The following is a 23,946-nucleotide window of genomic DNA, read 5'->3' as shown; positions in this document are numbered from 1 at the left end:
CGGGTGGGGGCGGGGCCGGTGGGTCAGCGGCTGAACAGCGGCTCGCCCGGCACCACGGCGCCGGGCGGCAGCAGCGCGAGGTCCAGGCCGCGCACCAGCCGGGCCCGCAGCACCTCGTGCGCCGCCAGCGCGCCCGCCACCCGCTGAGCGGTCTCCCGCGGCTCGGCCTGCGGCGCGACCGCCAGGGCGAGGGTGCCGTCGGCGCCGCCGGGGGCGGAGCGCGCGAGGTAGGCGCGGAGCACACCGGGCTCGGCCGCCACCACGCCGCGGACCGCCTCGGTCACCGTCGGGTCGGCGAGCGGGTCCGCGCTGGTCCGGCCCTCGGCGAGGGCCAGCAGGGCGGGGCCGGTCAGCTGGTAGGTCACCGGTCCGGCCAGGTCGAGCACCAGGGTGTCGGCCTTCTCGTGGGCCATCGCCTCCAGAGCCTGGCGCAGCGGTACCGCCACGGGGCGGCCGTCCGGTCGCCAGCGGGCCAGGGCGTCGGTGGAGGTGAAGGCGGGCAGCGCGCGCCGGCCGTCGGGGGCCTGGAGCGTCGGCACCGCCATGTCGCTGGTCTTCTCCCGGCGCAGCCCGTCGGGGCCCTCCTCGACCTCGCCCAGGACGGCGACGACCGGCACCAGCAGCCGCGCCCCGGCGAGCGCGGCCAGCACCTCGGACTCGGACCCGGGCGACCGGTCCGCCGCCCATGCGGCCAGGGCCGCGCTCAGCCGGGGGTCGGCCGAGCCGTCGTCGTCGGAGAAGCCGGGGTCGGGAATGTTCTTGAGGGCCACCCGATGAGGGTATCGGGGGTGCGGTGGCGTGCCCGCTCAGGGGTCTGAGCGGGGATGTCGGTGCGGGGGCCGGTGCCGGGGGGACGGCGCGTGGGTGGGTCGGGCCGGGGCCTCCAGGGCAGGGTCCGAGCCCGCATATTGACGGGCGACGACCCCGTACCGTCGGCTCACCCCCTCTTCGCCCACACATATGCGACAGCGGCTCGGACTACCTGCCCTTGCGGCCCCGGCCGCTCCCGTCGTCCCCCGGGTGCCGGCCCGTGCTGTGTGCCGGTCAGCGGCGTCGGCGGCGCAGGGAGACCGCCGCGATCAGGAGGCCCACGCCGCCCAGGGCCGCCGCCAGGGCGAGGCGGTTCGGGGTCTCGTCCGTCTCGGGGGCGGGCGCAGGGCTCGGACCGCGGCCGAAGTAGCGCCGGGGGTAGGGCGCGGCGGACGGGGTGGGGGGCCGCGGGGTCAGCTTGTCGCCCGCCTCGATGGCGGCCGCCGGGTCCACCAGGCCGGCGCCGAGCTCGTCGCTGCGGCCGCCCTCGGGGCGGTCCTGGGCGGTGTCCATGAGCAGCTGTTTGATCTGTGCGGGGCTGAGATCGGGGTGGGCGGCGCGGACGAGGGCGGCCGCCCCGGAGACGAACGCGGCGGCCGCGCTGGTGCCCCAGCCCTCGTAGTAGCGGCGGTCCGGGTCGGCGATGACGACGTTGACCCCGGGGGCGCAGACGGTGGCGTACCAGCGGCGGGTGGAGAAGGGGGCGCGGACGCCGTGCCGGTCGACGGCCGTCACGGCGATCACTCCGGGGTACGCGGCCGGGTAGGAGGCCCGGTCGCCCTTCTCGCCGCCGTTGCCGGCCGAGGCGACCACGACGGCGCCCTTGCGGAGCGCGTACTGGACGGCGGCGTCCTCGGCGGCCTCCGGGTGGGCGGACGCGCTGTCGTCGCCGAGCGACAGGTTGATCACGTCGGCGCCGTGGTCGGCGGCCCAGCGGATCCCGTCGGCGAGGGCGTTGCCGCGGGCGTTGCGGGCCTTCTTGCGTGCCGGGTCGGCGTCTTCGAGGATCACCCGGACCGGAAGGATCTTCGCCTCGGGTGCCACTCCGAGCACCCCGTCGTCGTTGGTGGGGCCGTGGCCGCGTCCGGCGATGATCCCCGCCATGGCGGTGCCGTGTCGCGCCCATGCGCGGTCGCCGCGTTCGGCGCCGAAGCCGATGAGGTCCTTGCCGTCGAGGACCTGGCCGGAGAGGTCGGGGTGGGCGGCGTCGACCCCGGTGTCCAGGACGGCGACGGTGACGCCTTCGCCCTTGGTCGTCTCCCAGGCCCTGGGGGCGTTGATGGCGTCCAGCGCCCACTCCTCGGCCCGTATGGCGTCCGCCTGTGCCGGAGAGGAGGCCAGCAGGACGAGGGCGGCGGCCGCGACGGCCGAGAGGCGGCGGGTCACGGTCGGTCCTCCGTCGTCTTCGCGACGGCCGCGCGGAAGGCGCGTTCGACACCGGCGGCCACGCCCTTCGCGTCGTGGGCGAGGCCGGACTGTGCGGGCATGCTGGTCGCTCGGGGCCCGGTCGCCTCCCGCGCGGGTCGCGGGTCGATGACCTCGCGCCCGTCGGTGAAGCCGGTCACCGCGTAGACGAGGGCGGGGGCGTCGGTGAGGACGCTGATGTGCCAGGTGGCGCGCTGGGCGGTGGTGAACTCCGCGGCGGGGGTGTCCGCGACCGGGTACGGGCGGGGCATCAGGTCCGCGCGCTCCGCCAGCCGCTCGTCGGTGAAGCGGGTGCGCAGCGCGCGCATGCCGTCGGCGTCGGCGCGGGTCACCAGGACCCCGACCGTCGTCACGCTGGTGCTCGTCGCGTCCAGGTAGGTGGCGCGGAGCAGCCGTCCGCAGCCCACCGGCGCCAGCACCGTGGTCAGCAGCGGGTCGAAGGCGTCGGCGCAGCGGCTGTCCGGGGCGACCGCGACGCGGGTCCACACCCGGTCGGCGCGGCCCGGTCCGGTGCCGCGCAGGGTGGTCGGGAAGAGGTCGTCCACCGGGACGTCGTGCCAGGCGTCGCGCGCCCGTGCGTAGTCCGCCCGGGTCGACGGGTGCTTGTCCGACTCCTCCGCCAGCCAGGTGCCGGCGCCGGCCCCGGCGAGCAGCCCCAGGCCGAGGACGAGACAGGTCGCGGCGGTGACCGTGCGGGCGTGACCGCGGGTCGAGGTGTGCCGCGGCGCGGGCGAACCGCTCTCCGCGGGGGGCGCGTCGGTCGCGGGGACGCCGGTCGGCGCCGTTCTCGGTCGGGGCACTCCCCCGGGCGGTCGCACCGCGCGGCGCGGCAACACGGGGGTGGGGTCGTCGAGTTCGACGCGTCCCCGTCGTGCGGGACCGGGTATCGCGCCCGGATGGACGGGCCGCGGCGGGTGGGGTGGGGGCGGTGGAGTGGTGGGGCGTGCGGGCTCGGCCTCCGTGCTCACCGCCACCCCCTCGACCCCGCTGCCCCCGGGCGCGCCCGCCCCTCCCGCCCGTGCGTGGGCGGCACACCGCCGACCTGCCGGTCGTGGCGTGCGCGCGTACGCGGGGCGTGCGCGACACTTTACGGGGCGGGGGCCCGCGTCCGCACCGGCCGCCCCTCTACCCCCGGCTCAGCGCCCTCTGGCAAGCTGCGGTCATGTCGGCCGACGTCTTCGTTCCCGCGTACGGGCCCGCCGCGGAGCGGGCCCGGTACGAGCGGGCCACCGCTGAACTGGACGCTCCGCTGGCCATCGTGGACCTGGCCGCCTTCGACGCCAACGCGCGTGATCTGGTGCGCCGGGCGGGGGGCAAGCCGGTGCGGGTGGCCAGCAAGTCGGTGCGGTGCCGGGCGCTGCTGGAGCGGGTGCTGGCGATGGACGGTTTCTCGGGGGTCATGAGCTTCACGCTGGCCGAGTCGGTGTGGCTGGCGCGGGAGGGCTTCACGGATGTGCTGCTCGCCTATCCGTCGGCCGATCGGGCGCGGTTCGCCGAGCTGACCTCGGATCCCGGGCTGGCGGCGGCGGTGACCGTGGTGGTGGACGACGTGGCGCAGCTCGATCTGATCGACGCCGCGCGCGGGGGCGCGGCGGAGGTGCGGGTCTGTCTGGAGCTGGACACCTCGCTGCGGCTGTTGGGCGGCCGGGTGCGGGTGGGGGCGTTGCGCTCGCCGCTGCACGAGCCGGCGCGGTTGGTGGAGCTGGCTCGCGCGGTGGCCCGTCGGCCGGGCTTCCGGGTGGTCGGGCTGCTGGCGTACGAGGGTCATCTGGCGGGCGTCGGGGACGCGCCGGTGGGGCGGCCGCTGCGGGCCCGCACGGTGCGGCTGATGCAGGCGGCGGCCCGTCGGCAGTTGGTGGCGCGGCGTGCGGAGGCGGTGCGGGCCGTGCGGCAGGTGACGGAGCTGGAGTTCGTGAACGGCGGTGGCACCGGGAGCGTGCAGCACACGGTGGCCGAGGCGGTGGTCACGGAGGTGGCGGCGGGCTCCGGGCTCTACCAGCCGCGGCTGTTCGACGACTACACCGCGTTCCGCGGGCGCCCGGCGGCGCTGTTCGCGCTGCCGGTGGTGCGCCGGCCCGGGGTGGGCGTGGCGACGGTGCTCGGTGGCGGCTATCCGGCGTCGGGGGTGCCGGGCGCCGATCGGCTGCCGGTGCCGTATCTGCCGCGGGGTTTGCGCTACGACTCCATGGAGGGGGCGGGCGAGGTGCAGACGCCGCTGGTGGGCGCGGCCGCCGACGAGCTGTCGGTGGGCGACCGCGTCTGGTTCCGGCATGCCAAGGCCGGGGAGCTGTGTGAGCGCTTCGAGGCGCTGCACCTCGTCGACGGGGACCGGGTGGTGGACACGGTGCCCACCTATCGGGGCGAGGGGCGGACGTTCCTCTAGCTCCGCCGAGTTCACACCGAGGACTCCGCCCGGGTCACACCGACTCGCTGTCGCCCTCCTCGCCGACGCCCTTGATCCCCCGCAGGATCCGGTCCATGTCGGAGAGGGGCGGCGCCTCGTCGCTCGCGTCGAAGCCCATGCGGACCAGGACCATCTGGTCGGGCAGGGTCGGCGAGGGGAAGACCACGGACTGGACGTAGCCGTCGGCGCCCATCTTGGTGTCCACCTTCCAGCGCACCAGGTAGCCCCGCTGGCCGGCGACGGTCACCGCCTCCGACTTCAGCCGGCTGTGTCCCTTGAGGCCGCCGTAGGCGCTGCGCTCGCCGTCCGGGTCGGTGCCGTAGGAGTCCTCGGCGTTCCGCTCGATGTCCTCCTTGGCTATGCCCTCCGCGGTCTTGGCCTTGAAGCCGGTGGCCGTGGAGGTGAAGACGCCGCCGCGCACGCAGTTGGTGTCCGGGTCGTTGGGGCAGGGGTAGGTGGAGGTGGACAGGCCGGCGCCGCCCGCGTTGCTGCGGCCGGCCTGCCAGCCGGGGAGGACGGGCAGGCTGATGCCGTTGAGCGCGTCGACCGCGACGCCGGGGTCGTCGGAGGGCGGCGGGGTGGGGATGTCGTCGGTGCCGCCGTCGTCGCCTTCGGGCGCCGGGGTCGTCGGAGTCGTCGGGGCGGAGGCGCTCGGTCGCGGGTCGGCCCGGTCGTCCTTGTCGTCGTCGCCGTCGTCCTGGAGCAGGAGGACGCCGCCGACGATGGCGGCCACCAGGACCGCCGCGGCGACGACCACCGCCGCGATCTTCGGGCCGCGGCCGCGCCGACCGCCGCCGTCCGGCGCCGGGTACCCGGGCGGGTATCCCGGGGTGCCGGGGTACCCCGGAGCGGCCTGACCGAAGGGCGGCGCGTAGTGCGGCTCGCGACGGTGGTCGGTCCAGGCGGTGCCGTCCCACCAGCGTTCCGGGGCGGGGCCGGCGGCCCGGTGTTCGGGGTCGGGGTACCAGCCGGGCGGGGTCGTCATGCTCACACCGTCACCCTATGGGCAGACTTCGATGCCGTATACCGGATCCCCGTCGCCCGGGCCAGACGTTTACAGGGGTGTGATGTTCACCGGCGCCCGCCGCCCGAGCGAGGCGGCAGACGCCGGTAAACCCCCACAGAACCCGACGAACAGGACCTACAGCGGGGTGACGTAGGCCCCCGCGATGCCGCCGTCGACCAGGAACTCCGCGGCGTTGACGAACGAGGAGTCGTCGCTGGCCAGGAAGGCGACCGCGGCGGCGATCTCCTCGGGCTCGGCGAACCGGCCGACCGGCACGTGCACCAGGCGGCGTGCGGCACGCTCCGGGTCCTTGGCGAAGAGCTCCTTGAGCAGCGGGGTGTTCACGGGGCCCGGGCAGAGCGCGTTGACCCGGATGCCCTCGCGGGCGAACTGCACGCCCAGCTCGCGGGACATGGCCAGCACGCCGCCCTTGGAGGCGGTGTAGCTGATCTGCGAGGTCGCGGCGCCCATCTTGGCGACGAAGGAGGCGGTGTTGATGATGGAGCCCCTGCCCTGGCGCTGCATGTAGGGGATGGCGGCCTTGCAGCACAGGTAGACGGAGGTGAGGTTGACCTCCTGGACCCGCTTCCAGGCGTCCAGCCCGGTGACGAGGATGGAGTCGTCGTCGGGCGGGGAGATGCCCGCGTTGTTGAAGGCGATGTCGACCGAGCCGTAGGTGTCGTACGCGGTCTTGAACAGCGCCTCGACCTGCTCGGCGTCGGTGACGTCGACCTTGACATAGGTGCCGCCGACCTCTTCGGCGGCGGCCTTGCCCGCGGTCTCGTCGATGTCGGCGCAGACGACGTTGGCGCCCTCGGAGGCGATCCGGCGCGCGGTGGCCAGGCCGATGCCGCTGCCGGCTCCGGTGATCACGGCGGTGCGGCCCACCAGGCGGCGGCAGATGTCGGTGTCGGTCATGGTGCTCAGGCCTCCGTGCTGATGAAGACGTTCTTGGTTTCGGTGAAAGCGGCGAGCGCGTCGGGGCCCAGCTCCCGGCCGAGGCCGGACTGCTTGAAGCCGCCGAAGGGGGTCCAGTAGCGGACGCTGCTGTGGGAGTTGACCGACAGGTTGCCGGCGGCGACGGCGCGCGAGACACGGATGGCGCGCCCCACGTCGCGGGTCCACAGCGACCCGGACAGGCCGTATTCGGTGGCGTTGGCGATCCGCACCGCCTCCGCCTCGTCGTCGAAGGGGATCACGACCGCGACCGGGCCGAAGACCTCCTCGACGGCGGCGCGGTCCCCGTGCCGGCCCTCCAGGACGGTGGCCGGGTACCAGAAGCCGTCGCCCTCGGGCGCCTCGCCGCGGATGGCGGCGGGGGCGTCCTCGGCCACGTAGGAGCGGACCCGCTCCCGTTGGGCGGCCGAGATCAGCGGGCCCATCTGGGTCGCGGGGTCGGCGGGGTCGCCGACCCGGAACGCCTTGACGGCGGGCTCCAGCAGCTCCATGAAACGGTCGTAGACGGCGCGCTGCACCAGGATCCGGCTGCGGGCGCAGCAGTCCTGGCCGGTGTTGTCGAGGAAGGATCCGGGGGCGGAGGCGGCGGCCAGCTCCAGGTCGGCGTCGGCGAAGACGATGTTGGGGCTCTTGCCGCCGAGTTCCAGGGTCACCCGCTTCACCGTCCGGGCGCACTTGGCCATGATCTGCTTGCCGACCGTGGTCGAGCCGGTGAAGACGACCTTGGCCACGCCGGGGTGTTCGACCAGCGCGTCGCCGGCGACCGGGCCCTGGCCGGGCAGCACCTGGAAGAGCCCCTCCGGCAGCCCGGCCTCCAGGGCCAGTTCGGCCAGCCGCAACGCGGTGAGCGGGGTGGTCTCGGCGGGCTTGAGGATCACGGCGTTGCCGGCGGCCAGCGCGGGCGCGCTGCCCCAGCCGGCGATCGGCATGGGGAAGTTCCACGGCGCGATGACGGCGATCACGCCCAGCGGCTCGTGGAAGGTGATGTCCAGTCCCCCGGCGACCGGGATCTGACGGCCATTCAGCCGCTCCACGCCGCCGGCGGCGTAGTCGAGCAGGTCGCGGAAGTTGCCCGCCTCCCAGCGGGCGTTGCCGATCGGGTGGCCGGCCTCACGGACCTCCAGCTGGGCGAGCTCCTCGACGTGCTCGTCGACGGCGGCGGCGAACCGGCGCAGCAGCCGGGCCCGGTCGCCGGGGGCCAGCGCGGCCCAGTCGCGCTGCGCGGCGGCGGCGCGGCCCACCGCGGCGTCGACCTCGGCCGGGGTGGCGGCCGGGACGGTGGCGATGACCTCCCCCGTCGCTGGGTTGAGGACGTCGAGGGCGGGGAGCGCCTCGGTCTCGTGCAGAGTCACGCGGTAGTCCTTACATGCGCTCGAAGGAGCGGAAGCGCTCCCAGTCCGTGACGGCGGTGTCGAACGCGTCCTGTTCGACACGGGCCATGTTCAGGTAGTGCTCGACGACCTCGTCGCCGAAGGCGGCGCGCGCGATGGGGCTGGCGGCCCACAGCTCGGATGCCTCGCGCAGCGTGGTGGGCACGTGCTGGGCGCCGCCGGTGTAGGCGTTGCCGGTGCACGCCTCGGGGAGTTCCAGCTCGTTCTCGATGCCGTGGAGCCCGGCGGCCACCATGCCCGCGACCGCCAGGTACGGGTTGACGTCGCCGCCCGGCAGCCGGTTCTCCAGCCGGTGGGCGTGGCCGTGGCCGATGACGCGCAGCGCGCAGGTGCGGTTGTCCGGCCCCCAGGCCACGGCGGTGGGCGCGAAGGACCCGGGCCGGAAGCGCTTGTAGGAGTTGATGTTGGGGGCGTAGAGGAGGGTGAAGTCCCGCATGGCGGCGAGCTGTCCGGCCAGGAAGTGCCGCATGGTCTTCGACATGCCGTACGGGTCCTGGCCGGTGTCGTCCGCGAGCACCGGCACGCCCTCCTCGTCGCGCAGCGAGAGGTGGATGTGGCAGGAGTTGCCCTCGCGCTCGTCGTACTTGGCCATGAAGGTGAGCGCCACGCCCTCCTGGGAGGCGATCTCCTTGGCCCCGGTCTTGTAGACGGAGTGCTGGTCGCAGGTGGTGAGCGCCTCGTCGTAGCGGAACGCGATCTCGTGCTGGCCGAGGTTGCACTCGCCCTTGGCGGACTCCACCGTCATGCCGGCCGCGCCCATCTCGTTGCGGATGCGGCGTAGCAGCGGCTCGACCCGGCCGGTGCCGAGCACGGAGTAGTCGATGTTGTACTGGTTCGCGGGGTTCATGCCGCGGTAGCCGCGGCTCCAGGCCTCCTCGTAGGTGTCCTTGAAGACCATGAACTCCAGTTCGGTTCCGGCGTAGGCGGTCCAGCCCCGTCCGGTTCTGTCCAGCCCCGCCTGGTGGAGTCGGTCCAGCTGGCGGCGGAGGATCTGCCGGGGCGAGGCGAGGACCGGCGAGCCGTCGTGCCAGGCGAGGTCGGCGGTGATCAGCGCGGTGCCGGGGTTCCAGGGGGTGCGGCGCAGGGTGGCGGTGTCGCCGTGCATGGCGAAGTCGCCGTACCCGCGCTCCCAGGAGGACATGGCGTATCCGTCGACGGTGTTCATGTCGGTGTCCACGGCGAGCAGGTAGTTGCAGCCTTCGGTGCCATGCTCCAGGGCGTCGTCGAGGAAGAAGCGCGCGGCGAACCGCTTGCCCTGCAACCTGCCCTGCATGTCGGTGAAGGCGAGGACGACGGTGTCGATCTCTCCGGCTTCGACGAGCTTGCGTAGTTCGTCGACGGAGAGCGGGGGCGTGCGGTCTGACACGGTTGGTGCCTCCTGTCGGTGCGACCGGAGGTCTTAAGGTAGGGCCGTAGACCATTGATTGGGAAGAGGCTTCCATGGACGAAGACGCGGCGGACCGGCTGGCGCCGGTGCTGCGGCCGGTGCGCGCGGGCAACGGCTTCGAGGAGGCGCTGGAGCAGATACTCCAGATCGTGCGGCTCGGACTGGTGCCCGACGGCGGGCGGCTGCCGGCCGAGCGCGAGCTGGCGGAGCGGCTCCAGATCAGCCGGGTCACACTGCGCGAGGTGCTGAAGGTGCTCCAGGACCAGGGGCTGGTGGAGAGCCGGCGCGGCCGGTACGGCGGCACCTTCGTCCGCGCCCGCCGGGAGCCCTCCGGCGGCGAGGCGGAGCTGCGCCGCCGGATCGCGCGGGTGGACGTGGAGGACACGCTGCGCTTCCGCGAGGTGCTGGAGGTGGGCGCGGCCGGGCTGTGCGCGGCGCACGGGCTGGACACGGACCAGGTGGCGCGGCTGCGCGGGGCGCTGGACGCCACCCGCGACGCCCCGCTGACGGACTACCGGCGGCTGGACACGCTGCTGCACCTGACCCTGGCCGAGCTCTCCGGCTCGCCGTCGCTGGCCGCGCGCTACGCCGCCGTCCGGGCGACCGTCAACGAGCTGCTGGACTGCATCCCGCTGCTGGTGCGGAACCTGGAGCACTCCCAGCACCAGCACACCGCGCTGGTGGAGGCGGTGCTGGACGGGGACGCGGACGCGGCACGCGAGGTGATGCGGGAGCACTGCGCGGGGACGGCGGCGCTGCTGCGCGGCTTCCTGGCGTAGCCGGGGTGGGCGCCGCGCCCGGGATCGGTGCGGCGTGATCGGGCTGGACACGGCGCCCGGGGATCGCGCGGCGTAGCCGGGCGGGGGCGGTACGCGACCGGGAGCGGCGGCGCCGGCCGTGCCGGCCGGCCGGTAAGGGCGACGTGACGTGCTCGTAACCATTGTTTTACGCAAGGGGCTTGCGCATGGCCATGCGGAGAGAAAAGGTATGCCCCCAAACCATTGCCACACCCCGTCCGCCGACGCCTCCCCCACGCCCGCGTGGACGATATCCCCTCTCCCCGCCCCGAGCAGGAGCTCCCCATGGCCGATGGAACCGAGTCCCGCACCCCGCTGAGCGACGCGCCGCCTGGCGCCGACGCCTCCGTCTCCCCCTCCTCCCCCGACGACGGTTATCTGGAGCGCCGCTCACTGCGCCGCGGCAGCTCGGGCCCGCTGCTGCTGACCGGCCTGGGCGTCGCCTACGTCGTCTCCGGCGACTTCTCCGGCTGGAACCTGGGCCTCCAGGAAGGCGGCTTCGGCGGGCTGGCCATCGCCGCGCTGATCATGGGCGTGATGTACACCTGCATGGTGTTCTCGCTGGCCGAGCTGGCCGCGATCCTGCCGACGGCCGGCGGCGGCTACGGCTTCGCGCGCCGTGCGCTGGGCACCTGGGGCGGCTTCCTCACCGGCACCGCGATCCTCATCGAGTACGTGCTGGCGCCCGCGGCGATCTCGCTCTTCATCGGCGACTACGTGGAGTCGCTCAAGCTCTTCGGTCTGGAGTCCGGCTGGCCGGTCTACCTCGCCTGTTTCGTCATCTTCATCGGCATCCACCTGTGGGGCGTGGGCGAGGCGCTGCGCTTCAGCCTGATCGTCACGGCGATCGCCGTCGCCGCCCTGCTGATCTTCGCCGTCGCCGCCTTCACCGACTTCGACGCGGGCTCGCTCAACGACATCCCGGTCGACCACGACGCCTTCGGCGCCAACTCCTGGCTGCCCTTCGGCATCCTGGGCATCTGGGCGGCCTTCCCCTTCGGCATGTGGTTCTTCCTGGGCGTGGAGGGCGTGCCGCTGGCCGCCGAGGAGACCCGCGACCCGGCCCGTACGCTGCCCAAGGCCATGGCCGCGGCGATGGGCGTGCTGCTGCTCCTGGCCCTGGTCACCTTCCTCGCCGCGACCGGGGCGCGCGGTTCGGCCGCGATCCAGGAGGCGGGCAACCCGCTGGTGGAGGCGCTGCAACCGGACGGTGAGCCGACGGTGCTGTCCCGCATCGTCAACTACGCCGGCCTGGCCGGCCTGGTCGCCTCCTTCTTCTCCCTCATCTACGCCGGCTCCCGGCAGCTCTTCGCCCTCTCCCGCGCCGGCTACCTGCCCCGCTTCCTCTCCCTGACCAGCCGCCGCAAGGCGCCGTACCTGGGCCTGCTGGTCCCCGGCGGGCTGGGGTTCGCGCTGGCCGCCTGGTCCGGGGACAGCGCGCGGATGCTCAACGTGGCCGTCTTCGGCGCCACCATCTCCTACGCCCTGATGGCGCTGTCCCACATCGTGCTGCGCCGCCGCGAGCCGCTGCTGCACCGGCCCTACCGCACCCCCGGCGGCGTGCTCACCTCCTCGGTGGCCTTCGTGCTGGCGCTGTCGGCGCTGGTGGCCACCTTCCTGGTGGACAAGGACGCCGCCTTCATCGCCCTGGGCGTCTATGCCGTCGCCCTCGCCTACTTCGCCCTCTACAGCCGTCACCGCCTGGTCGCCAGCGCCCCCGAGGAGGAGTTCGCGGCGCTGGCGGCCGCCGAGGCGGAACTGTCCCGCGACTGAGAACCGAAACCGGAGCGTCTCCCGTGACCCAAGCCAAGCCCCTCATCGGCATCAGCACCTACCTGGAGCAGTCCGTGCGCTGGGGGGTGTGGGAGCTGCCCGCCGCGCTGCTGCCCGCCGGCTACCACCGGCTCGTCCAGCGGGCCGGCGGCCTGGCGGCGCAGCTGCCGCCGGACGACCCGGCGGCGGCCGCGGCCGTGGTGTCCCGACTGGACGGCCTGGTCATCGCGGGCGGCCCCGATGTGGAGCCGGTGCGGTACGGAGCCGAGCCGCACCCCCGCACCGGGCCGCCCGCCCGGGAGCGCGACGTCTGGGAACTGGCCCTGATCGAGGCGGCCCTGGCGGCCGGGGTGCCGCTGCTGGGCATCTGCCGGGGCATGCAGCTGCTCAACGTCGCCCGCGGCGGCACGCTCGTCCAGCACCTTCCGGAGACGGTGGGGCACGAGGGGCACAGCGGGCCGCCCGGCGTCTTCGAGCGCCACGAGGTCATCCCGGTCCCGGGCACGCTGCTCGCCCGGGCGCTGCCGGAGCCGGTGTCCGTGCCCACCTACCACCACCAGGCGGTGGACCGGCTCGGCGCCGGACTGGAGGTCTCCGCGCACGCGGCGGACGGGACGGTGGAGGCCCTGGAGCTCCCGGGCGCCCAGGGCTTCGTCCTCGGGGTGCAGTGGCACCCCGAGGCGGGCGACGACCCCCGCGTCATGGAGGCGCTGACGGCCGCCGCGCGCGGCTGACCTCCCGGAGGGGACGGACGGCCCCGGACCCGGTACGCCGGGCCCGGGGCCGTCCGCGCGCGCCCGGGTTCGGTCCGCACGCGTGCACCGGCCACCGCGCGAACGCCCGCCGCCGTACGGGTCCCGGGCGGGCACCCCGGGCGGCTCCGCGTCGCCCTCGCGGAACAAGGTGACCAGCGGTGTGAGTTCTTCCCACAGATAATGGGGTGGCCCCACCCCCTCACGCTGGAGGTGCCGTGACCGGTTCGCACACGACGGAGACGCAGACCAGCCGGGTGTCCCCGCGCTCGTGGCGCGGTGCGCCGCGCCCCGCCGCCTTCGGGGCGGACCCGGACGGCGAGCGGATGGAGCGCATCCGCCGGTCGCCGAACTTCGCCGACGGCGTGTTCGTCAATCCGGTGGCCGCACGGGTCGCCCCGTCCGGGTCGATGCTGAAGTTCCTGTCCACGTACTTCCGCAGGGAGGAACGGGTGCGCAGGGCGCCGGCCGGCACCGTGCCGGTGCATCCGACCACGCTCGCCGACCTGGCCGCGCCGCCCGCCTCCGGGCTGCGGTTGACCTGGATGGGCCATTCCAGCGTGCTGGCGGAGATCGACGGTCGGCGGGTGCTGTTCGACCCGGTCTGGGGGCAGCGCTGCTCGCCGTTCGCCTTCGTCGGGCCGAAGCGGCTGCACCCGGTGCCGGTACCCCTGCGCGAGCTGGGGACCGTGGACGCCGTGGTCATCTCGCACGACCACTACGACCACCTCGACATGCCGACCGTCCGGGCACTGGCCCGCACCGGCACGGTCTTCGTGGTGCCCCTGGGGGTCGGCGCGCACCTGGAGCACTGGAGCGTCCCGGCCGAGCAGATCACCGAGCTCGACTGGCACGAGTCGACCAGGGTCGCCGGGCTCACCCTCACCGCCACCCCGGCCCGCCACTTCTGCGGTCGGGCGCTGCGCAACACCCAGCACACGCTGTGGGCCTCCTGGGTGGTCGCGGGCCCGGAGCACGCCGTCTTCCACAGCGGGGACACCGGGTACTTCCCCGGTTTCCGGGACATCGGCGCCGCGTACGGCCCGTTCGACGCCACGATGATCCAGATCGGCGCGTACAGCGAGTTCTGGCCGGACATCCACATGACGCCCCAGGAGGGGCTGCGCGCCCATCTGGACCTGCAGGGCGGCCGGCCCACGGGCGTCATGCTGCCGATCCACTGGGGCACCTTCAACCTGGCTCCCCACCCGTGGGAGGAGCCGGCCGAGGGGACCGTGACCGCCGCGGGGGCGGTCGGGGCGACGGTGGCGATGCCGCGCCCCGGGCAGCCCTTCGAACCGGCGGCCGGGCTGCCGCTGGACCCGTGGTGGCGCGCGGTCGCGGCGCCGCCCCCGGGCGGCCGGCAGGCCCCGCCGGAGGGCGGCGCGCCCGGCGCGGGAGCCGGCCCCGAGCGGCCGGAGCGCAGGGACGACGCCACGCCCGCCGTGCCCCAGCCCCTGCCGTAGGGCCCAGCCGAAGAGCCCAGCCGTGGGAGACCCCGGCCTAGACCCCGGTCGCGGGTCGCGCAGTCGAGGAGCGACGGCGCCCCGTACGGGATCCCCTCGTAGCCCCCGGGGGGCCCCGCGGCGGCGGTCAGCCCGCCTTCTCGATCTCCTCCGACGAGAGGTGGAACAGCGCGCCCTGCGGGTCGCGGACGCTGGCCATCGGGCCGAAGGGGGTGTCACGCGGCCGGGTGATGACCGTGCCGCCCGCGGCGTCGGCCCGGTCCACCGCGGCCTCGACGTCGTCCACGCAGAAGTAGACGTGCCACTGCGGCCGCAGATGGGGGTCGGGCGCGGTCTCCACCCCGCCGCCGTAGATCCCGGCCACGGTGTGGCCGCCGACGGAGAGCATCACCCGGTCGTGCTCGTAGCGCACGTCGATCTTCCGGGGGCCCTCCACGTCCCAGTCGAAGACACCGCCGTAGAACATCGCCGAGGCGAACGGGTCCCTGGTGCGCAGCTCCAGCCAGGCCGGGGCGCCGGCGGTGCGCCCCACCTGCCACTCGGGGTCGACGGCGCCCTCCCAGATGCCGAAGACCGCGTCGAAGGGGTCGGCGGCCCAGGCCACCCGGCCGTTGCCGAACTCCAGCGGGCCCACCGCGACGGTGGCGCCGCGCTCACGGATCCGGGAGGCGACCACGTCGGCGCTGTCGGCGACGAAGTACGCCGTCCAGACCGCCTGCCGGCCGAGGCCGGAGGCCGCCCCGATGCCGGCCACCGGGGTGGCCTTGGCCAGGGCCACGGAGTAGCTGCCCTGGCCCTGGAAGCCGGGCTTGTACTCCCAGCCGAGCACGGCCGCGTAGAAGTCCTGCGCGGCCTTCAGGTCGGGCACCGTCAGGCTCACCCAGCAGGGTGCCCCCTGGACCCCGCGCGATGTGGCCGTCGTCAACGCCGTCACCTCGTTCCCAGTCGTTCTCTACACCCTCCGTCCGAACCGGTCCGGGCGCCACCCGTGGCCCGCCTGTCGGGGCAGCTCGGCGCCCCGTCGGGGCCGGGCCGGTGGCGACGCTGAGTAGTCCGCCGGGCTGTCGGCGGTCATGCGAGCAGGAAGTCGGCCTCCCCGGCCTTGGCCCCCTCGATGAACCGTTCCATCTCGTGGAGCGTGTAGATCAGGGCGGGGCCGTCGGGATCGGTCGACTGGCGCAGCGCCACCCGACCGTCACCGAGCTTCATGGCCTCGACGCAACTTCCCCCGTTACCGCCGCTCCACGGCTTCTGCCAGCCCTCGTTGCCGAGGTCCCTCGCCGGCATGCCGTTGTAGATGCGTATGCGGTCCCTGCATATGCGATCCATGGTTCAGATCTCCTTGCGAATACCACCCAGAATGTCCTGAGTGTTCTGTGCTGGCGCGGCCTGCGCGCACATCCGGTCCAGGGCCTCCCGGAAGACGGACACGTCATCGCGTTGGTCGATATACGAAGCACCGATGAGGTTCTCCGCATACGCGATGTCCGGCAGTTCCGGGATCGGGAACCGGAAGACATGGAAGGGGCCGTACATCGCCGGATGCGGTCCGGCGGCGAACGGCATGATCTGCAACCGCACGCTGGGCAGCTCGGACGCCTCCAGGAGGCGGGTGAGCTGTCCGCGCATGATCTCCGACGAGCCGCCGATGGGCCGACGCAGCACCGTCTCGTCCATGACCACCCACAGCAGCGGCGGGTCGGGCCGGGTGAGGAGCGCCTGGCGCTCCACCCGCAGCGCGACGACGCGCTCGATCTCCTCGTCGGCGGCGGTCGGCATCCCGGCGCGCAGCACCGCGCGGGCGTACTCCGCGGTCTGCAGCAGGCCGGGCACGTAGTGCGGCTCGTAGGCCCGGATCAGGTTGGCCTCCGACTCCAGGCTGACGAACGCGCTGAACCACTCGGGCAGGACGTCCCGGAAGCGGTGCCACCAGCCGGGCTGGTTGGCCTCGCGGGCCAGGGCCACGAAGGAGTCGAACTCCTCCGGGTCGGTGACGCCGTAGGTCGACAGCAGCTTCTCGACGTACGGGATCTTCAGCCCGACCTCGGCCTTCTCCATCCGCCGGATGGTGGCGTGGGTGACGTCGAGGGCACGACCGGCCTGCTCGTACGACAGCCCCGCCTTCTCCCTGAGGTCCTGCAGCCGTCTGCCGAGCACCACTCTGAGTACGGTGGGGGCACCCCCGCCGTGCCGCGCGTCCGCCACTACCGCTCCCCTTCAACTGGCCCCACGGAGCAGCAGTCTGGCACGCCCTCAACTTCGCCCGGAACACTCTGTCCGGTGCGATTCTGCAATTTACAGATTGAACCTTGCCATACGTGAGAGTGACAGAGCATAGTGACGGCGTGGCTCCTTCCCATGAGGCTCTCCGTTTAGGGCATTCGGGCGGCGGTTCCCTCGCCCAGTGTCTTCAGGACGCGTTCTCCCTCCCCGCGCTGAGCACGTCGGTCGCGGAGGCGCGACGGCGGGTCCTGGCGCGGCTCCGGGAGTGGGGCATCGGCGAAGAGGTCCGCGACAACGCCGAATTGATCGTCTCCGAGCTGTTCACCAACGCGGTGCGGCACACCTCCAGCGAGCGGGTCTGCTGCGAGGTGCGCGCGGTCGGCCTCCGGCTGCGGCTTGAGGTCACCGACCAGGGTTGCGCCCGCACCGAGCCGATGGCCCGCCCGGTCACCGTCGACCAGGAGGGCGGACGCGGGCTGATGCTGGTGGAGGCGCTGTCCGACTCATGGGGCGTCAGACCCGCGGAGGACGGCCGGGGTCGGGCGGTCTGGGCGCATCTGAGCTAGCGCGTTCGACGAGCCGCACCGTCCACCGTCCGAGTCTCCGGGCGCGCTGAGGTGGCGTCACGCGTCCTCGGCGGTCGGGCGGGCTCGGTCTCCGAACCCGCCCGACCGCCGAGGACGGCGCCTGTCACCGCCGACTACGGCAACGGCAGCAGGTCCGGGCGCTTGGGGTGGACGTGGTCGCCGGAGGACTCCCCGCGCAGCCGCCGCCCGATCCAGGGCACCAGGTGTTCCCGCGCCCAGTGGATGTTGTCCCGGCGCACCTCGGCCGCCGAGCGATGGCCCTCCTCCGGCCAGGGCTGGTCCGGGTCGGTGGCCAGGGGCAGGCCGAGCACCTGTGCGGCGCGCAGCGCCACCCGGGTGTGGCCGTCCGCCGAGAGGTGCAGCCGGTCCTCGCTCCAGGCCCGGCGGTCCTGCACCGAACGCAGCGACCACAGGTCGAGCACCGGGCAGCCGTGCCGGTCGGCGATGGCCCGGACGTGCGCCGTGTAGGTGGCGATCTTTCCGCGCAGATGGCGCAGCACCGGGACGCCTCGGGTGTCGAAGCCGGTGCACACCAGCACGGTGCCGACGGAGGCGGTGAGGTCGGCGACGGCCGCCTCGTAGCGGGCGGCGATGTCGTCGGGGTCGCTGCCCGGACGCAGGATGTCGTTGCCGCCGGCGCAGAAGCTCACCAGGTCGGGGGCGAGCTCCTTGGCGCGCGGCACCTGCTCCTCGACGATCTGGTCCAGGAGCCGGCCACGCACGGCCAGGTTGGCGTACCGGAAGTCGGCAGCGAAGTCCCCCGCGGACTCCGCTGCCGGATGGGCGGTGTGCAGCCGATCGGACAGCAGTACGGCCAGCCGGTCGGCCCAGCCGACGAACGCCCCCGCGGGACCGGGGTCACCGACCCCCTCCGTGAAGCTGTCGCCGACGGCTGCGTACGACCCGATCGTGCCAATGGTGAATCTCTTCGAATCGTCTGCCATGTCAGCACATCCTTCACCGTGGGAAGTGACTTACGCCACCGTAACCAGGGGTTGACGAGGCGTGATGAATACCACCCGGTCAGTTTTGGCGGAGGTGGAATAGGACGGCGAGGCGCAACGCCGTCCGGTGCCGCGCATACGCCCGCTTCCCCCTCGCGGTCGGGGCGCGCGAGCCGGGATCCGCCCTCGACCGGCCACCCCGCACGCCCACCGGAGGGAGATTCACGGCTCGGAGCCGCGGGGATGGGGTCGGCGACGGGGAGACGGGGAAGGCGAGTCGGCCCCTGCGAACGGCGCGACACGGCACGGAGCCGACGCACCGATCGGGGCCGCCATGTCGAACTGATTGCCCTGGGAACAGATGTCGTATCGTCAACAGAACCGTGTCTCGCCGACGACCAGCGCCGGCGAACGACCCGAGGAGCGCCCGTGACGCAGTCGCCGCAGATCCCGTCCGTCGAGCCCGACCTGGTAGGGGTACGCAACTTCCGGGACGTGGGCGGACTGCCCACCGGGGACGGACGGCGGATCCGGCACGGCGTGCTGTTCCGCAGCGGGCACCTCGCGGGCGCCACCCCGGAGGACACCGCCTTCCTCGACTCTCTCGGCCTGCACACCGTCTTCGACTTCCGCAACTCCGCCGACATCAAGCTGGAGGGGCGGGACGTCGCCCTGACCGGTGTGCGGAACGTCAACATCCCGCTCAGCGACCCGGCCGACGGCTCGGGCTTCTGGACCATGGTGCGCGAGGGCGAGCTGCGCGAGCTGCGGGAGCTGCTCGCCGAGGGCCGGGCGGCCGGGCGCATGATCGCCTCCTACCGCGAGATCGTCACCACCCGGACGGTGGAACACGGTCGGCTGCTGGCCGAGCTGGCCGGCGGCAGCTCCCCCGCGCTCCTGCACTGCTCCGCCGGCAAGGACCGCGCGGGGCTCTCCATCGCGGTCATCCTGCTGGCCCTCGGCGTCGAACGGGACGCCATCGAGCAGGACTACCTGGAGTCCGGCGCCGCCCACCGCCGCTACAAGATCTGGCGCAGCGGCGACCCCGCGAACGCCATGGCCCCCGAGGTCATCGAGCTCCTCACGCCCCTCTTCGACGCCCGCCTCGAATACCTGACCGCGGCCTGGGACACGATCGACTCCGTCTGGGGCGGCGTGGAGAGGTACCTGACCCAGGGCCTCGGACTGACCGACCAGATGCGGGAGTCCCTGCGGGAGCGCTTGCTGGTCTCTTTCTAAGGGCTCGGTCCGTACGGGGCCGGAGTGCGTCCGAGGCCGTGAGGCGGGGGCCCGCCCTTCGGCTCGGTTCGCCGGGCGGCGGGGTGTCACCAGGGGCGGTTCGGGGCCTCGTCCGGGCCGGTGACCCAGCCGGCGGCCAGGATCAGGCCGGAGGCGCGGTGGCGGGCGAGGAAACCGAAGGGCTGGTCGAAGCGGGCGGCGACCTGCTTCGAGCGCTGCCTGGGGACGCCGCCCAGGCCCATCCCGACGGAGGTCACGGCCGCCGCCTCGAAGCCCGTGGCGGTGAAGCCGGCCGTCATGCTCTGGCGTGCGGAGGTGACGGCGAGCGGGGTCGGGCTGATGCCCGGGAAGTGGCCGCGCCCGGTGTCGGTGGCCGTGCGCAGGCCGAACAGCCCCGCGCGGTCGAGCAGATCGTGCTCCGCCCGCACGGTGAAGCGGACGGTGGCCAGGTTGAGGGTCGGGCGCTCCTCCCAGCTGGTCGCCTCCACCACGCGGACGCCGGGGGCCGGTTCACCGTACGGGAGCGCCGAGCCGGGCAGCGCCGGGTGCTCCCCGTCCAGTACGGCCACCGCCGTCTGCAGCACCTCGCCGCCGGGGACGCCCGCGGCGCCGCGGACCAGGCGCACCTCCAGCCCGTTGTCGCCGGCGACCTCGGCGAGCGTCAGCGGCCCCGCCGGGGTGTCGGGGGCGACCCGAAGCAGGTCGAGGTCCGGGCCGGAGCGGTAGAGGCCGGTCAGCCGCCGCCCCCGCCACGGCCCGTCGTCGGGCTCCAGCCAGCCCTCGCCGAAGGGGCGGGTCCACCGGGTGCGCAGCAGCAGCGCCCCGGCCAGGACCAGCAGGGTGTCGGCGGTCAGCGGCACCGGCAACCCGGTGATCCGGCCGTCCGTGTGCCGGGTCGCCCAGGCGTCCAGCGCCGCGCGGTCCCGGTCGGGGGCGCCGGTCAACTCCCCGTGGACGCCGGGCGGCAGCGCGGCCGCCCACACCGGCCGTAGCGGCACCCGCTCCGCGCGGGTCCACAGGCCGGTGGCCACGGCCACGCCCTCCATCGCGCCCAGCGCCTCGATCAACTCGCGGCCGCGGGCCGACGCGCTGTCCGCGCCGGCGAGGGAGAGGGTGCCGTGCAGTTCCCCCCGGGCCCGGCCGTCGGCGCCGCCCGCCAGCAGGGCGAGCAGCGGCCACACCCCGGCGGCGGAGAACACGGTGCCCTCGGCCGCCTCCGGCACCGCGCTCCGCGCCCACCACCCGGTCAGCTCGTTGACGGAACGTATGGTCTCCGTGGCGAGCATGGCTCGTGCCTCTCCCGTGTGCGACGCGTCAGTCGGCCGGCCGGTTCACCGTCCCGCCACCGCCTGCTTCACCAGCGTGCGGCCGAAGTCCCAGATCAGACCGCCGCCCGAGTGGGCCTCGTCCATGACGGCGGTGAAGGCATCGACGAAGCGGTCCACTTCGCGCTCGCCGATGATCAGCGGCGGGATCAGCTTAATGACCTCCATGTGGTCGCCGGAGACCTGGGTGAGGATGCGGTGCCGGTGCAGCAGCGGGGCGACGACCAACTGCGCGAACAGCCCCTTCCGGGCCGTCTGGAGCATGGTCCAGCGGCCGCGCAGGGCCAGCGACCGGGGCCGGCCGAACTCGATCCCGATCATCAAGCCGCGCCCGCGCACCGCGTACAGCAGCTCGTAGCGGTCCACCAGCGCGGCGAGTCGGTCGCGCAGCAGGTCGCCGGTGCGCCGGGCGTTCTCGACGGTCCTCTCGTCCTCCATGACGGCGAGCACGGCCAGCCCCGCGGCCATGGCCTGCGCGTTGGAGCCGAAGCTGGCGGAGTGCACCAGCACCCGGTCCATCGAGGAGTAGACCTTCTTGAAGATCCAGTCCTTGCCGAGGGTGGCGCCGACCGGCACATAGCCGCCGGAGAGCGCCTTGGCCACGCAGACCAGGTCCGGTTCGACGCCCTCCTCGTGCTGGTAGGCGAAGAAGTCCCCGGTCCGGCCGAGCCCGGTCTGCACCTCGTCGGCGATGAGCAGCCCCTTGTGTCGGTGCAGCAGCTCCTGCGCGGCCCGCAGGAAGCCGGGCGGGGCGGGGTGCACGCCCTTGCCCTGGATCGGCTCGACCACCAGCGCGGCCACGTCACCGCGCCCGAGCTCCCGCTCCAGGGCGGCCAGGTCCCCCAGTTCGATGGCGGTGTCCGGCAGCAGCGGGGCGAAGCCCGCGCGGAAGCCGTCCTCACCGTTGACCGAGAGCGAGCCGGTGGTCAGCCCGTGAAAGGCGTGCGCGCAGTAGACGACGCGCGGCTTGCCGGTGGCGAACCGGGCGAACTTCAGGGCCGTCTCGACGGCCTCGGTGCCGCTGTTGCCGAAGAACACCCGGTCCAGGTGGGGGACGTACGACAGCAGCCGCTCGGCCAGCAGCCCGGGCAGCGGCGGGCAGTCGAAGCGGGTCAGATCGGCCAGCGAGGCGTCCAGGACGTCGTGCAGCGCCCGGCGCACGACGGGGTGGTGGCGGCCCAGGCCCATCACGCCGAAGCCGGCGAGCATGTCCAGGTAGTCGCGGCCGTCCGCGTCCCAGAAGTAGGCGCCCTCGGCCCGCTCGTAGACCTTGTCGAAGCCGATGGTGCGCAGCATGCGCGGCAGTTGGTGGTTGAGGTACCGGGCGTGCAGCTCGTACCGCTCGGCGCCGCGCTCCGCGAGCAGTCCGGCGAGGTCGAAGCCCGGTGACGGTTCGGCGGCGGTCATCGGCGGCGCTCCCTGCTCTCCATGGTGTGCTCACCCGCCCCGCTCGACGCGTGGTCCGGGACCTGCCGGCGGCTCTCGGCGGTGGTCTCGCCGGGGCTTTCGGCGAGGGTCTCGGTGGGCCGGGCGTGAGCCCGGGCGTCCTCGGCGGCGGACCCGCGCTGTCGGCTGACCCGTCCGTGGCCCAGCGCCGCGCCGATCCCCGCGGCGATCTCGACCGGGGTCAGCCCGATGTCGGCGAGGACCTCGCCCCGCTTGGCGTGCGGCAGGAACCGCTCGGGGATGCCGAAGGTGCGCACCGGCAGGTCCACCGCGGCGTCGCGCAGCGCCTGGGCGACCGCCGACCCGACGCCGCCGTTGCGGCTGCCGTCCTCCACGACGGCCACCGCCCGGTGGCGGGCCGCCAGCGCGGGCAGCGCCGCGTCGACGGGCTTGACCCAGCGCGGGTCGACGACCGTGCAGTGGACGGCGCGCTCGGCCAGCAGCTCGGCCGCCGCCAGCGCGACCGGCGCCATCGCCCCGACCGCGACCAGCAGCACATCGGCGCGGTCCGGGGCCTCGCGCAGCACGTCCATGCCGCCCACCCGGGCCACCGCCGGGATCGGCTCGCCGACCGACTCCTTCGGGAAGCGGACCACGGTGGGCGCGTCGTCCACGTCGACCGCCTCCCGCAGTTGCGCCCGCAGCTGGTCGGCGTCGCGCGGCGCGGCGATCCGCAGTCCGGGCACGACCTGGAGGATGGACAGGTCCCACATGCCGTTGTGGCTGGGGCCGTCGGTGCCGGTGACGCCCGCGCGGTCGAGGACGAAGGTCACCCCGCAGCGGTGCAGCGCGACGTCCATCAGCAGTTGGTCGAAGGCCCGGTTGAGGAAGGTGGCGTAGACGGCGAAGACCGGGTGCAACCCGCCGGTGGCCAGCCCCGCGGCCGACACCGCGGCGTGCTGCTCGGCGATGCCCACGTCCCAGACCCGGTGCGGGAACCGCTCGGCGAACGGGCCGAGCCCGACCGGGTGCAGCATCGCCGCGGTCAGGGCCACCACATCGGGCCGCTCGGAGCCGATCCGCACCATCTCGTCGCCGAAGACCGAGGTCCAGGACGGCCCGCCGGAGGGGCTGAGCGGCTGGCAGGTCAGCGGGTCCATCGCGCCGACGGTGTGGAAGTGGTCGGCCTCGTCCTCCAGGGCGGGCCGATAGCCGCGGCCCTTGGCGGTGATGCAGTGGATCAGTACGGGGCCGTGGAACCGTCGGGCGCGGCGCAGCGCCGACTCGACGGCCGCGATGTCGTGCCCGTCGACGGGTCCGACGTACTTCAGCCCCAGGTCCTCGAACATGCCCTGCGGTGCGAAGGTGTCCTTGAAGCCCTTCTTGGCGCCGTGCAGGGACCCGTAGATGTGCTGGCCGACGACGGGTGTGCGTTGCAGCACGTCCTTGCCCCAGGCGAGGACGCGCTCGTAGCCGTCGGTGGTGCGCAGCGTGGCGAGGTGGTTGGCGAGGCCGCCGATGGTGGGCGCGTAGGAGCGCTCGTTGTCGTTGACGACGATGATCAGTGGCCGGTCCTTGGCGGCGGCGATGTTGTTGAGCGCCTCCCAGGCCATGCCGCCGGTCAGCGCGCCGTCGCCGATCACCGCGACCACGTGCCGGTCGGTGCGGCCGAGCACCTCGTCGGCCTTGGCGAGGCCGTCGGCCCAGCCCAGCACCGTGGAGGCGTGGCTGTTCTCGATGACGTCGTGCTCGGACTCGTCGCGGGACGGGTAGCCGGAGAGCCCGCCCTTGCCGCGGAGCTTGGAGAAGTCCTGGCGGCCGGTGAGCAGCTTGTGGACGTAGGACTGGTGCCCGGTGTCCCACAGGATGCGGTCGGTGGGCGAGTCGAAGACCCGGTGGAGGGCTATCGACAGCTCCACGACGCCGAGGTTGGGGCCGAGGTGTCCGCCGGTTCTGGTCACCGCGCGGACCAGGAACTCGCGGATCTCGGCGGCGAGTCGGCCGAGTTGGTCTTCGGGTAGCGCTTTCAGGTCGCGCGGGCCTCGGATGGTCTCCAGGAGCGACATGGTGGGTC

At 73.9% G+C, this 23,946-nt stretch carries 21 protein-coding genes; 7 read left to right on the top strand and 14 right to left on the bottom strand.

What is annotated here, in order from left to right; translation table 11 throughout:
- Positions 1-23: 23 nt before the first annotated feature.
- The 3 genes from CD790_RS08155 to CD790_RS08145 all read right to left on the bottom strand — a co-directional run bounded on the left by CD790_RS08155 (position 24) and on the right by CD790_RS08145 (position 3,035).
- On the bottom strand, positions 24-770 hold the full coding sequence (locus CD790_RS08155) for an SseB family protein (RefSeq protein ID WP_144382359.1): 747 nt from the start codon (positions 768-770) through the stop codon (positions 24-26).
- Positions 771-1,044: 274 nt separating this feature from the next.
- The gene (gene mycP, locus CD790_RS08150; protein WP_144382358.1) at positions 1,045-2,196 is read right to left on the bottom strand and encodes a type VII secretion-associated serine protease mycosin; all 1,152 of its coding nucleotides are present in this window, start codon (positions 2,194-2,196) and stop codon (positions 1,045-1,047) included.
- A complete protein-coding gene (locus tag CD790_RS08145) occupies positions 2,193-3,035 on the bottom strand; it encodes a hypothetical protein (RefSeq protein ID WP_144382357.1) in 843 nt (280 codons plus the stop codon). The genes mycP and CD790_RS08145 overlap by 4 nt, the downstream gene beginning before the upstream one ends.
- A 362-nt stretch (positions 3,036-3,397) precedes the next feature.
- Between CD790_RS08145 and CD790_RS08140 the strand changes: the two genes are divergently transcribed.
- Entirely contained in the window at positions 3,398-4,618 is a 1,221-nt protein-coding gene (locus CD790_RS08140; RefSeq protein ID WP_144382356.1) for an amino acid deaminase/aldolase, read from the top strand.
- A gap of 34 nt (positions 4,619-4,652) precedes the next feature.
- Here CD790_RS08140 and CD790_RS08135 read toward each other — a convergent pair whose 3' ends face one another.
- The 4 genes from CD790_RS08135 to CD790_RS08120 form a co-directional block, all read right to left on the bottom strand.
- A complete protein-coding gene (locus tag CD790_RS08135) occupies positions 4,653-5,624 on the bottom strand; it encodes a DUF2510 domain-containing protein (RefSeq protein WP_144382759.1) in 972 nt (323 codons plus the stop codon).
- Between the two features lie 156 nt (positions 5,625-5,780).
- Complete coding sequence (locus CD790_RS08130; RefSeq protein ID WP_144382355.1) at positions 5,781-6,563, bottom strand: 3-oxoacyl-ACP reductase; 783 nt, start codon at positions 6,561-6,563, stop codon at positions 5,781-5,783.
- Between the two features lie 5 nt (positions 6,564-6,568).
- Positions 6,569-7,954, bottom strand: coding sequence for an aldehyde dehydrogenase (locus tag CD790_RS08125; protein ID WP_260867409.1), 1,386 nt, complete (start codon positions 7,952-7,954; stop codon positions 6,569-6,571).
- 10 nt (positions 7,955-7,964) lie between these two features.
- Positions 7,965-9,359 (bottom strand): glutamine synthetase family protein, encoded by a 1,395-nt coding sequence (locus CD790_RS08120; protein WP_144382353.1) that lies wholly within the window; start codon positions 9,357-9,359, stop codon positions 7,965-7,967.
- 74 nt (positions 9,360-9,433) lie between these two features.
- On the opposite strand from CD790_RS08120, the gene CD790_RS08115 reads away from it, so the two are divergent.
- The 4 genes from CD790_RS08115 to CD790_RS08100 all read left to right on the top strand — a co-directional run bounded on the left by CD790_RS08115 (position 9,434) and on the right by CD790_RS08100 (position 14,168).
- A complete protein-coding gene (locus CD790_RS08115) occupies positions 9,434-10,159 on the top strand; it encodes a FadR/GntR family transcriptional regulator (RefSeq protein WP_144382352.1) in 726 nt (241 codons plus the stop codon).
- Between the two features lie 303 nt (positions 10,160-10,462).
- Positions 10,463-11,950: an ethanolamine permease gene (gene eat / locus CD790_RS08110; RefSeq protein ID WP_144382351.1), complete on the top strand. Its 1,488-nt coding sequence runs from the start codon at positions 10,463-10,465 to the stop codon at positions 11,948-11,950.
- 23 nt (positions 11,951-11,973) lie between these two features.
- Positions 11,974-12,684 carry a gamma-glutamyl-gamma-aminobutyrate hydrolase family protein gene (locus CD790_RS08105; RefSeq protein WP_144382350.1) on the top strand — a complete coding sequence of 237 codons (711 nt, stop codon included), beginning with the start codon at positions 11,974-11,976 and terminating at the stop codon, positions 12,682-12,684.
- Between the two features lie 275 nt (positions 12,685-12,959).
- Positions 12,960-14,168 (top strand): MBL fold metallo-hydrolase, encoded by a 1,209-nt coding sequence (locus tag CD790_RS08100; RefSeq protein WP_260867472.1) that lies wholly within the window; start codon positions 12,960-12,962, stop codon positions 14,166-14,168.
- A gap of 127 nt (positions 14,169-14,295) precedes the next feature.
- Here CD790_RS08100 and CD790_RS08095 read toward each other — a convergent pair whose 3' ends face one another.
- The 3 genes from CD790_RS08095 to CD790_RS08085 form a co-directional block, all read right to left on the bottom strand.
- Entirely contained in the window at positions 14,296-15,102 is an 807-nt protein-coding gene (locus CD790_RS08095) for a VOC family protein (RefSeq protein WP_399217118.1), read from the bottom strand.
- Between the two features lie 137 nt (positions 15,103-15,239).
- A complete protein-coding gene (locus CD790_RS08090) occupies positions 15,240-15,497 on the bottom strand; it encodes a DUF397 domain-containing protein (protein ID WP_144382348.1) in 258 nt (85 codons plus the stop codon).
- Between the two features lie 3 nt (positions 15,498-15,500).
- On the bottom strand, positions 15,501-16,373 hold the full coding sequence (locus CD790_RS08085) for a helix-turn-helix transcriptional regulator (protein WP_144382347.1): 873 nt from the start codon (positions 16,371-16,373) through the stop codon (positions 15,501-15,503).
- A gap of 140 nt (positions 16,374-16,513) precedes the next feature.
- Between CD790_RS08085 and CD790_RS08080 the strand changes: the two genes are divergently transcribed.
- Positions 16,514-16,957: an ATP-binding protein gene (locus CD790_RS08080; RefSeq protein WP_260867408.1), complete on the top strand. Its 444-nt coding sequence runs from the start codon at positions 16,514-16,516 to the stop codon at positions 16,955-16,957.
- 134 nt (positions 16,958-17,091) lie between these two features.
- Here CD790_RS08080 and CD790_RS08075 read toward each other — a convergent pair whose 3' ends face one another.
- The gene (locus CD790_RS08075) at positions 17,092-17,922 is read right to left on the bottom strand and encodes an SGNH/GDSL hydrolase family protein (RefSeq protein WP_144382345.1); all 831 of its coding nucleotides are present in this window, start codon (positions 17,920-17,922) and stop codon (positions 17,092-17,094) included.
- 429 nt (positions 17,923-18,351) lie between these two features.
- Here CD790_RS08075 and CD790_RS08070 point away from each other — a divergent pair, with 429 nt between their 5' ends.
- A complete protein-coding gene (locus CD790_RS08070) occupies positions 18,352-19,161 on the top strand; it encodes a tyrosine-protein phosphatase (RefSeq protein WP_260867407.1) in 810 nt (269 codons plus the stop codon).
- A gap of 86 nt (positions 19,162-19,247) precedes the next feature.
- Here CD790_RS08070 and CD790_RS08065 read toward each other — a convergent pair whose 3' ends face one another.
- Genes CD790_RS08065 through dxs form a run of 3 tightly spaced genes read right to left on the bottom strand, consistent with a single transcriptional unit; the run spans position 19,248 to position 23,938 of the window.
- Positions 19,248-20,447, bottom strand: coding sequence for a serpin family protein (locus CD790_RS08065; protein ID WP_144382343.1), 1,200 nt, complete (start codon positions 20,445-20,447; stop codon positions 19,248-19,250).
- Between the two features lie 45 nt (positions 20,448-20,492).
- Positions 20,493-21,893 (bottom strand): aspartate aminotransferase family protein, encoded by a 1,401-nt coding sequence (locus CD790_RS08060; RefSeq protein WP_144382342.1) that lies wholly within the window; start codon positions 21,891-21,893, stop codon positions 20,493-20,495.
- Positions 21,890-23,938 (bottom strand): 1-deoxy-D-xylulose-5-phosphate synthase, encoded by a 2,049-nt coding sequence (dxs, locus tag CD790_RS08055; protein WP_144382341.1) that lies wholly within the window; start codon positions 23,936-23,938, stop codon positions 21,890-21,892. Before dxs ends, CD790_RS08060 begins: the two co-directional genes overlap by 4 nt.
- Between the last annotated feature and the right edge of the window lie 8 nt (positions 23,939-23,946).

It is taken from the genome of Streptomyces sp. SAJ15, from assembly GCF_007595705.1.
In the GTDB taxonomy this organism is placed as follows: Bacteria; Actinomycetota; Actinomycetes; order Streptomycetales; family Streptomycetaceae; genus Streptomyces.
The sequence above is the reverse complement of the archived record's forward strand: the minus strand, read 5'-3'. Positions and strand labels throughout refer to the sequence as shown.

Excerpts from the sequence above, each read along its gene's own strand:
- CD790_RS08140 (WP_144382356.1), top strand. The coding sequence starts at position 3,398 with ATGTCGGCCGACGTCTTCGTTCCCGCGTACGGGCCCGCCGCGGAGCGG.
- CD790_RS08135 (WP_144382759.1), bottom strand. The coding sequence starts at position 5,624 with ATGACGACCCCGCCCGGCTGGTACCCCGACCCCGAACACCGGGCCGCC.
- CD790_RS08130 (WP_144382355.1), bottom strand. The coding sequence starts at position 6,563 with ATGACCGACACCGACATCTGCCGCCGCCTGGTGGGCCGCACCGCCGTG.
- CD790_RS08115 (WP_144382352.1), top strand. The coding sequence starts at position 9,434 with ATGGACGAAGACGCGGCGGACCGGCTGGCGCCGGTGCTGCGGCCGGTG.
- eat (WP_144382351.1), top strand. The coding sequence starts at position 10,463 with ATGGCCGATGGAACCGAGTCCCGCACCCCGCTGAGCGACGCGCCGCCT.
- CD790_RS08090 (WP_144382348.1), bottom strand. The coding sequence starts at position 15,497 with ATGGATCGCATATGCAGGGACCGCATACGCATCTACAACGGCATGCCG.
- CD790_RS08075 (WP_144382345.1), bottom strand. The coding sequence starts at position 17,922 with ATGGCAGACGATTCGAAGAGATTCACCATTGGCACGATCGGGTCGTAC.
- CD790_RS08065 (WP_144382343.1), bottom strand. The coding sequence starts at position 20,447 with ATGCTCGCCACGGAGACCATACGTTCCGTCAACGAGCTGACCGGGTGG.
- CD790_RS08060 (WP_144382342.1), bottom strand. The coding sequence starts at position 21,893 with ATGACCGCCGCCGAACCGTCACCGGGCTTCGACCTCGCCGGACTGCTC.
- dxs (WP_144382341.1), bottom strand. The coding sequence starts at position 23,938 with ATGTCGCTCCTGGAGACCATCCGAGGCCCGCGCGACCTGAAAGCGCTA.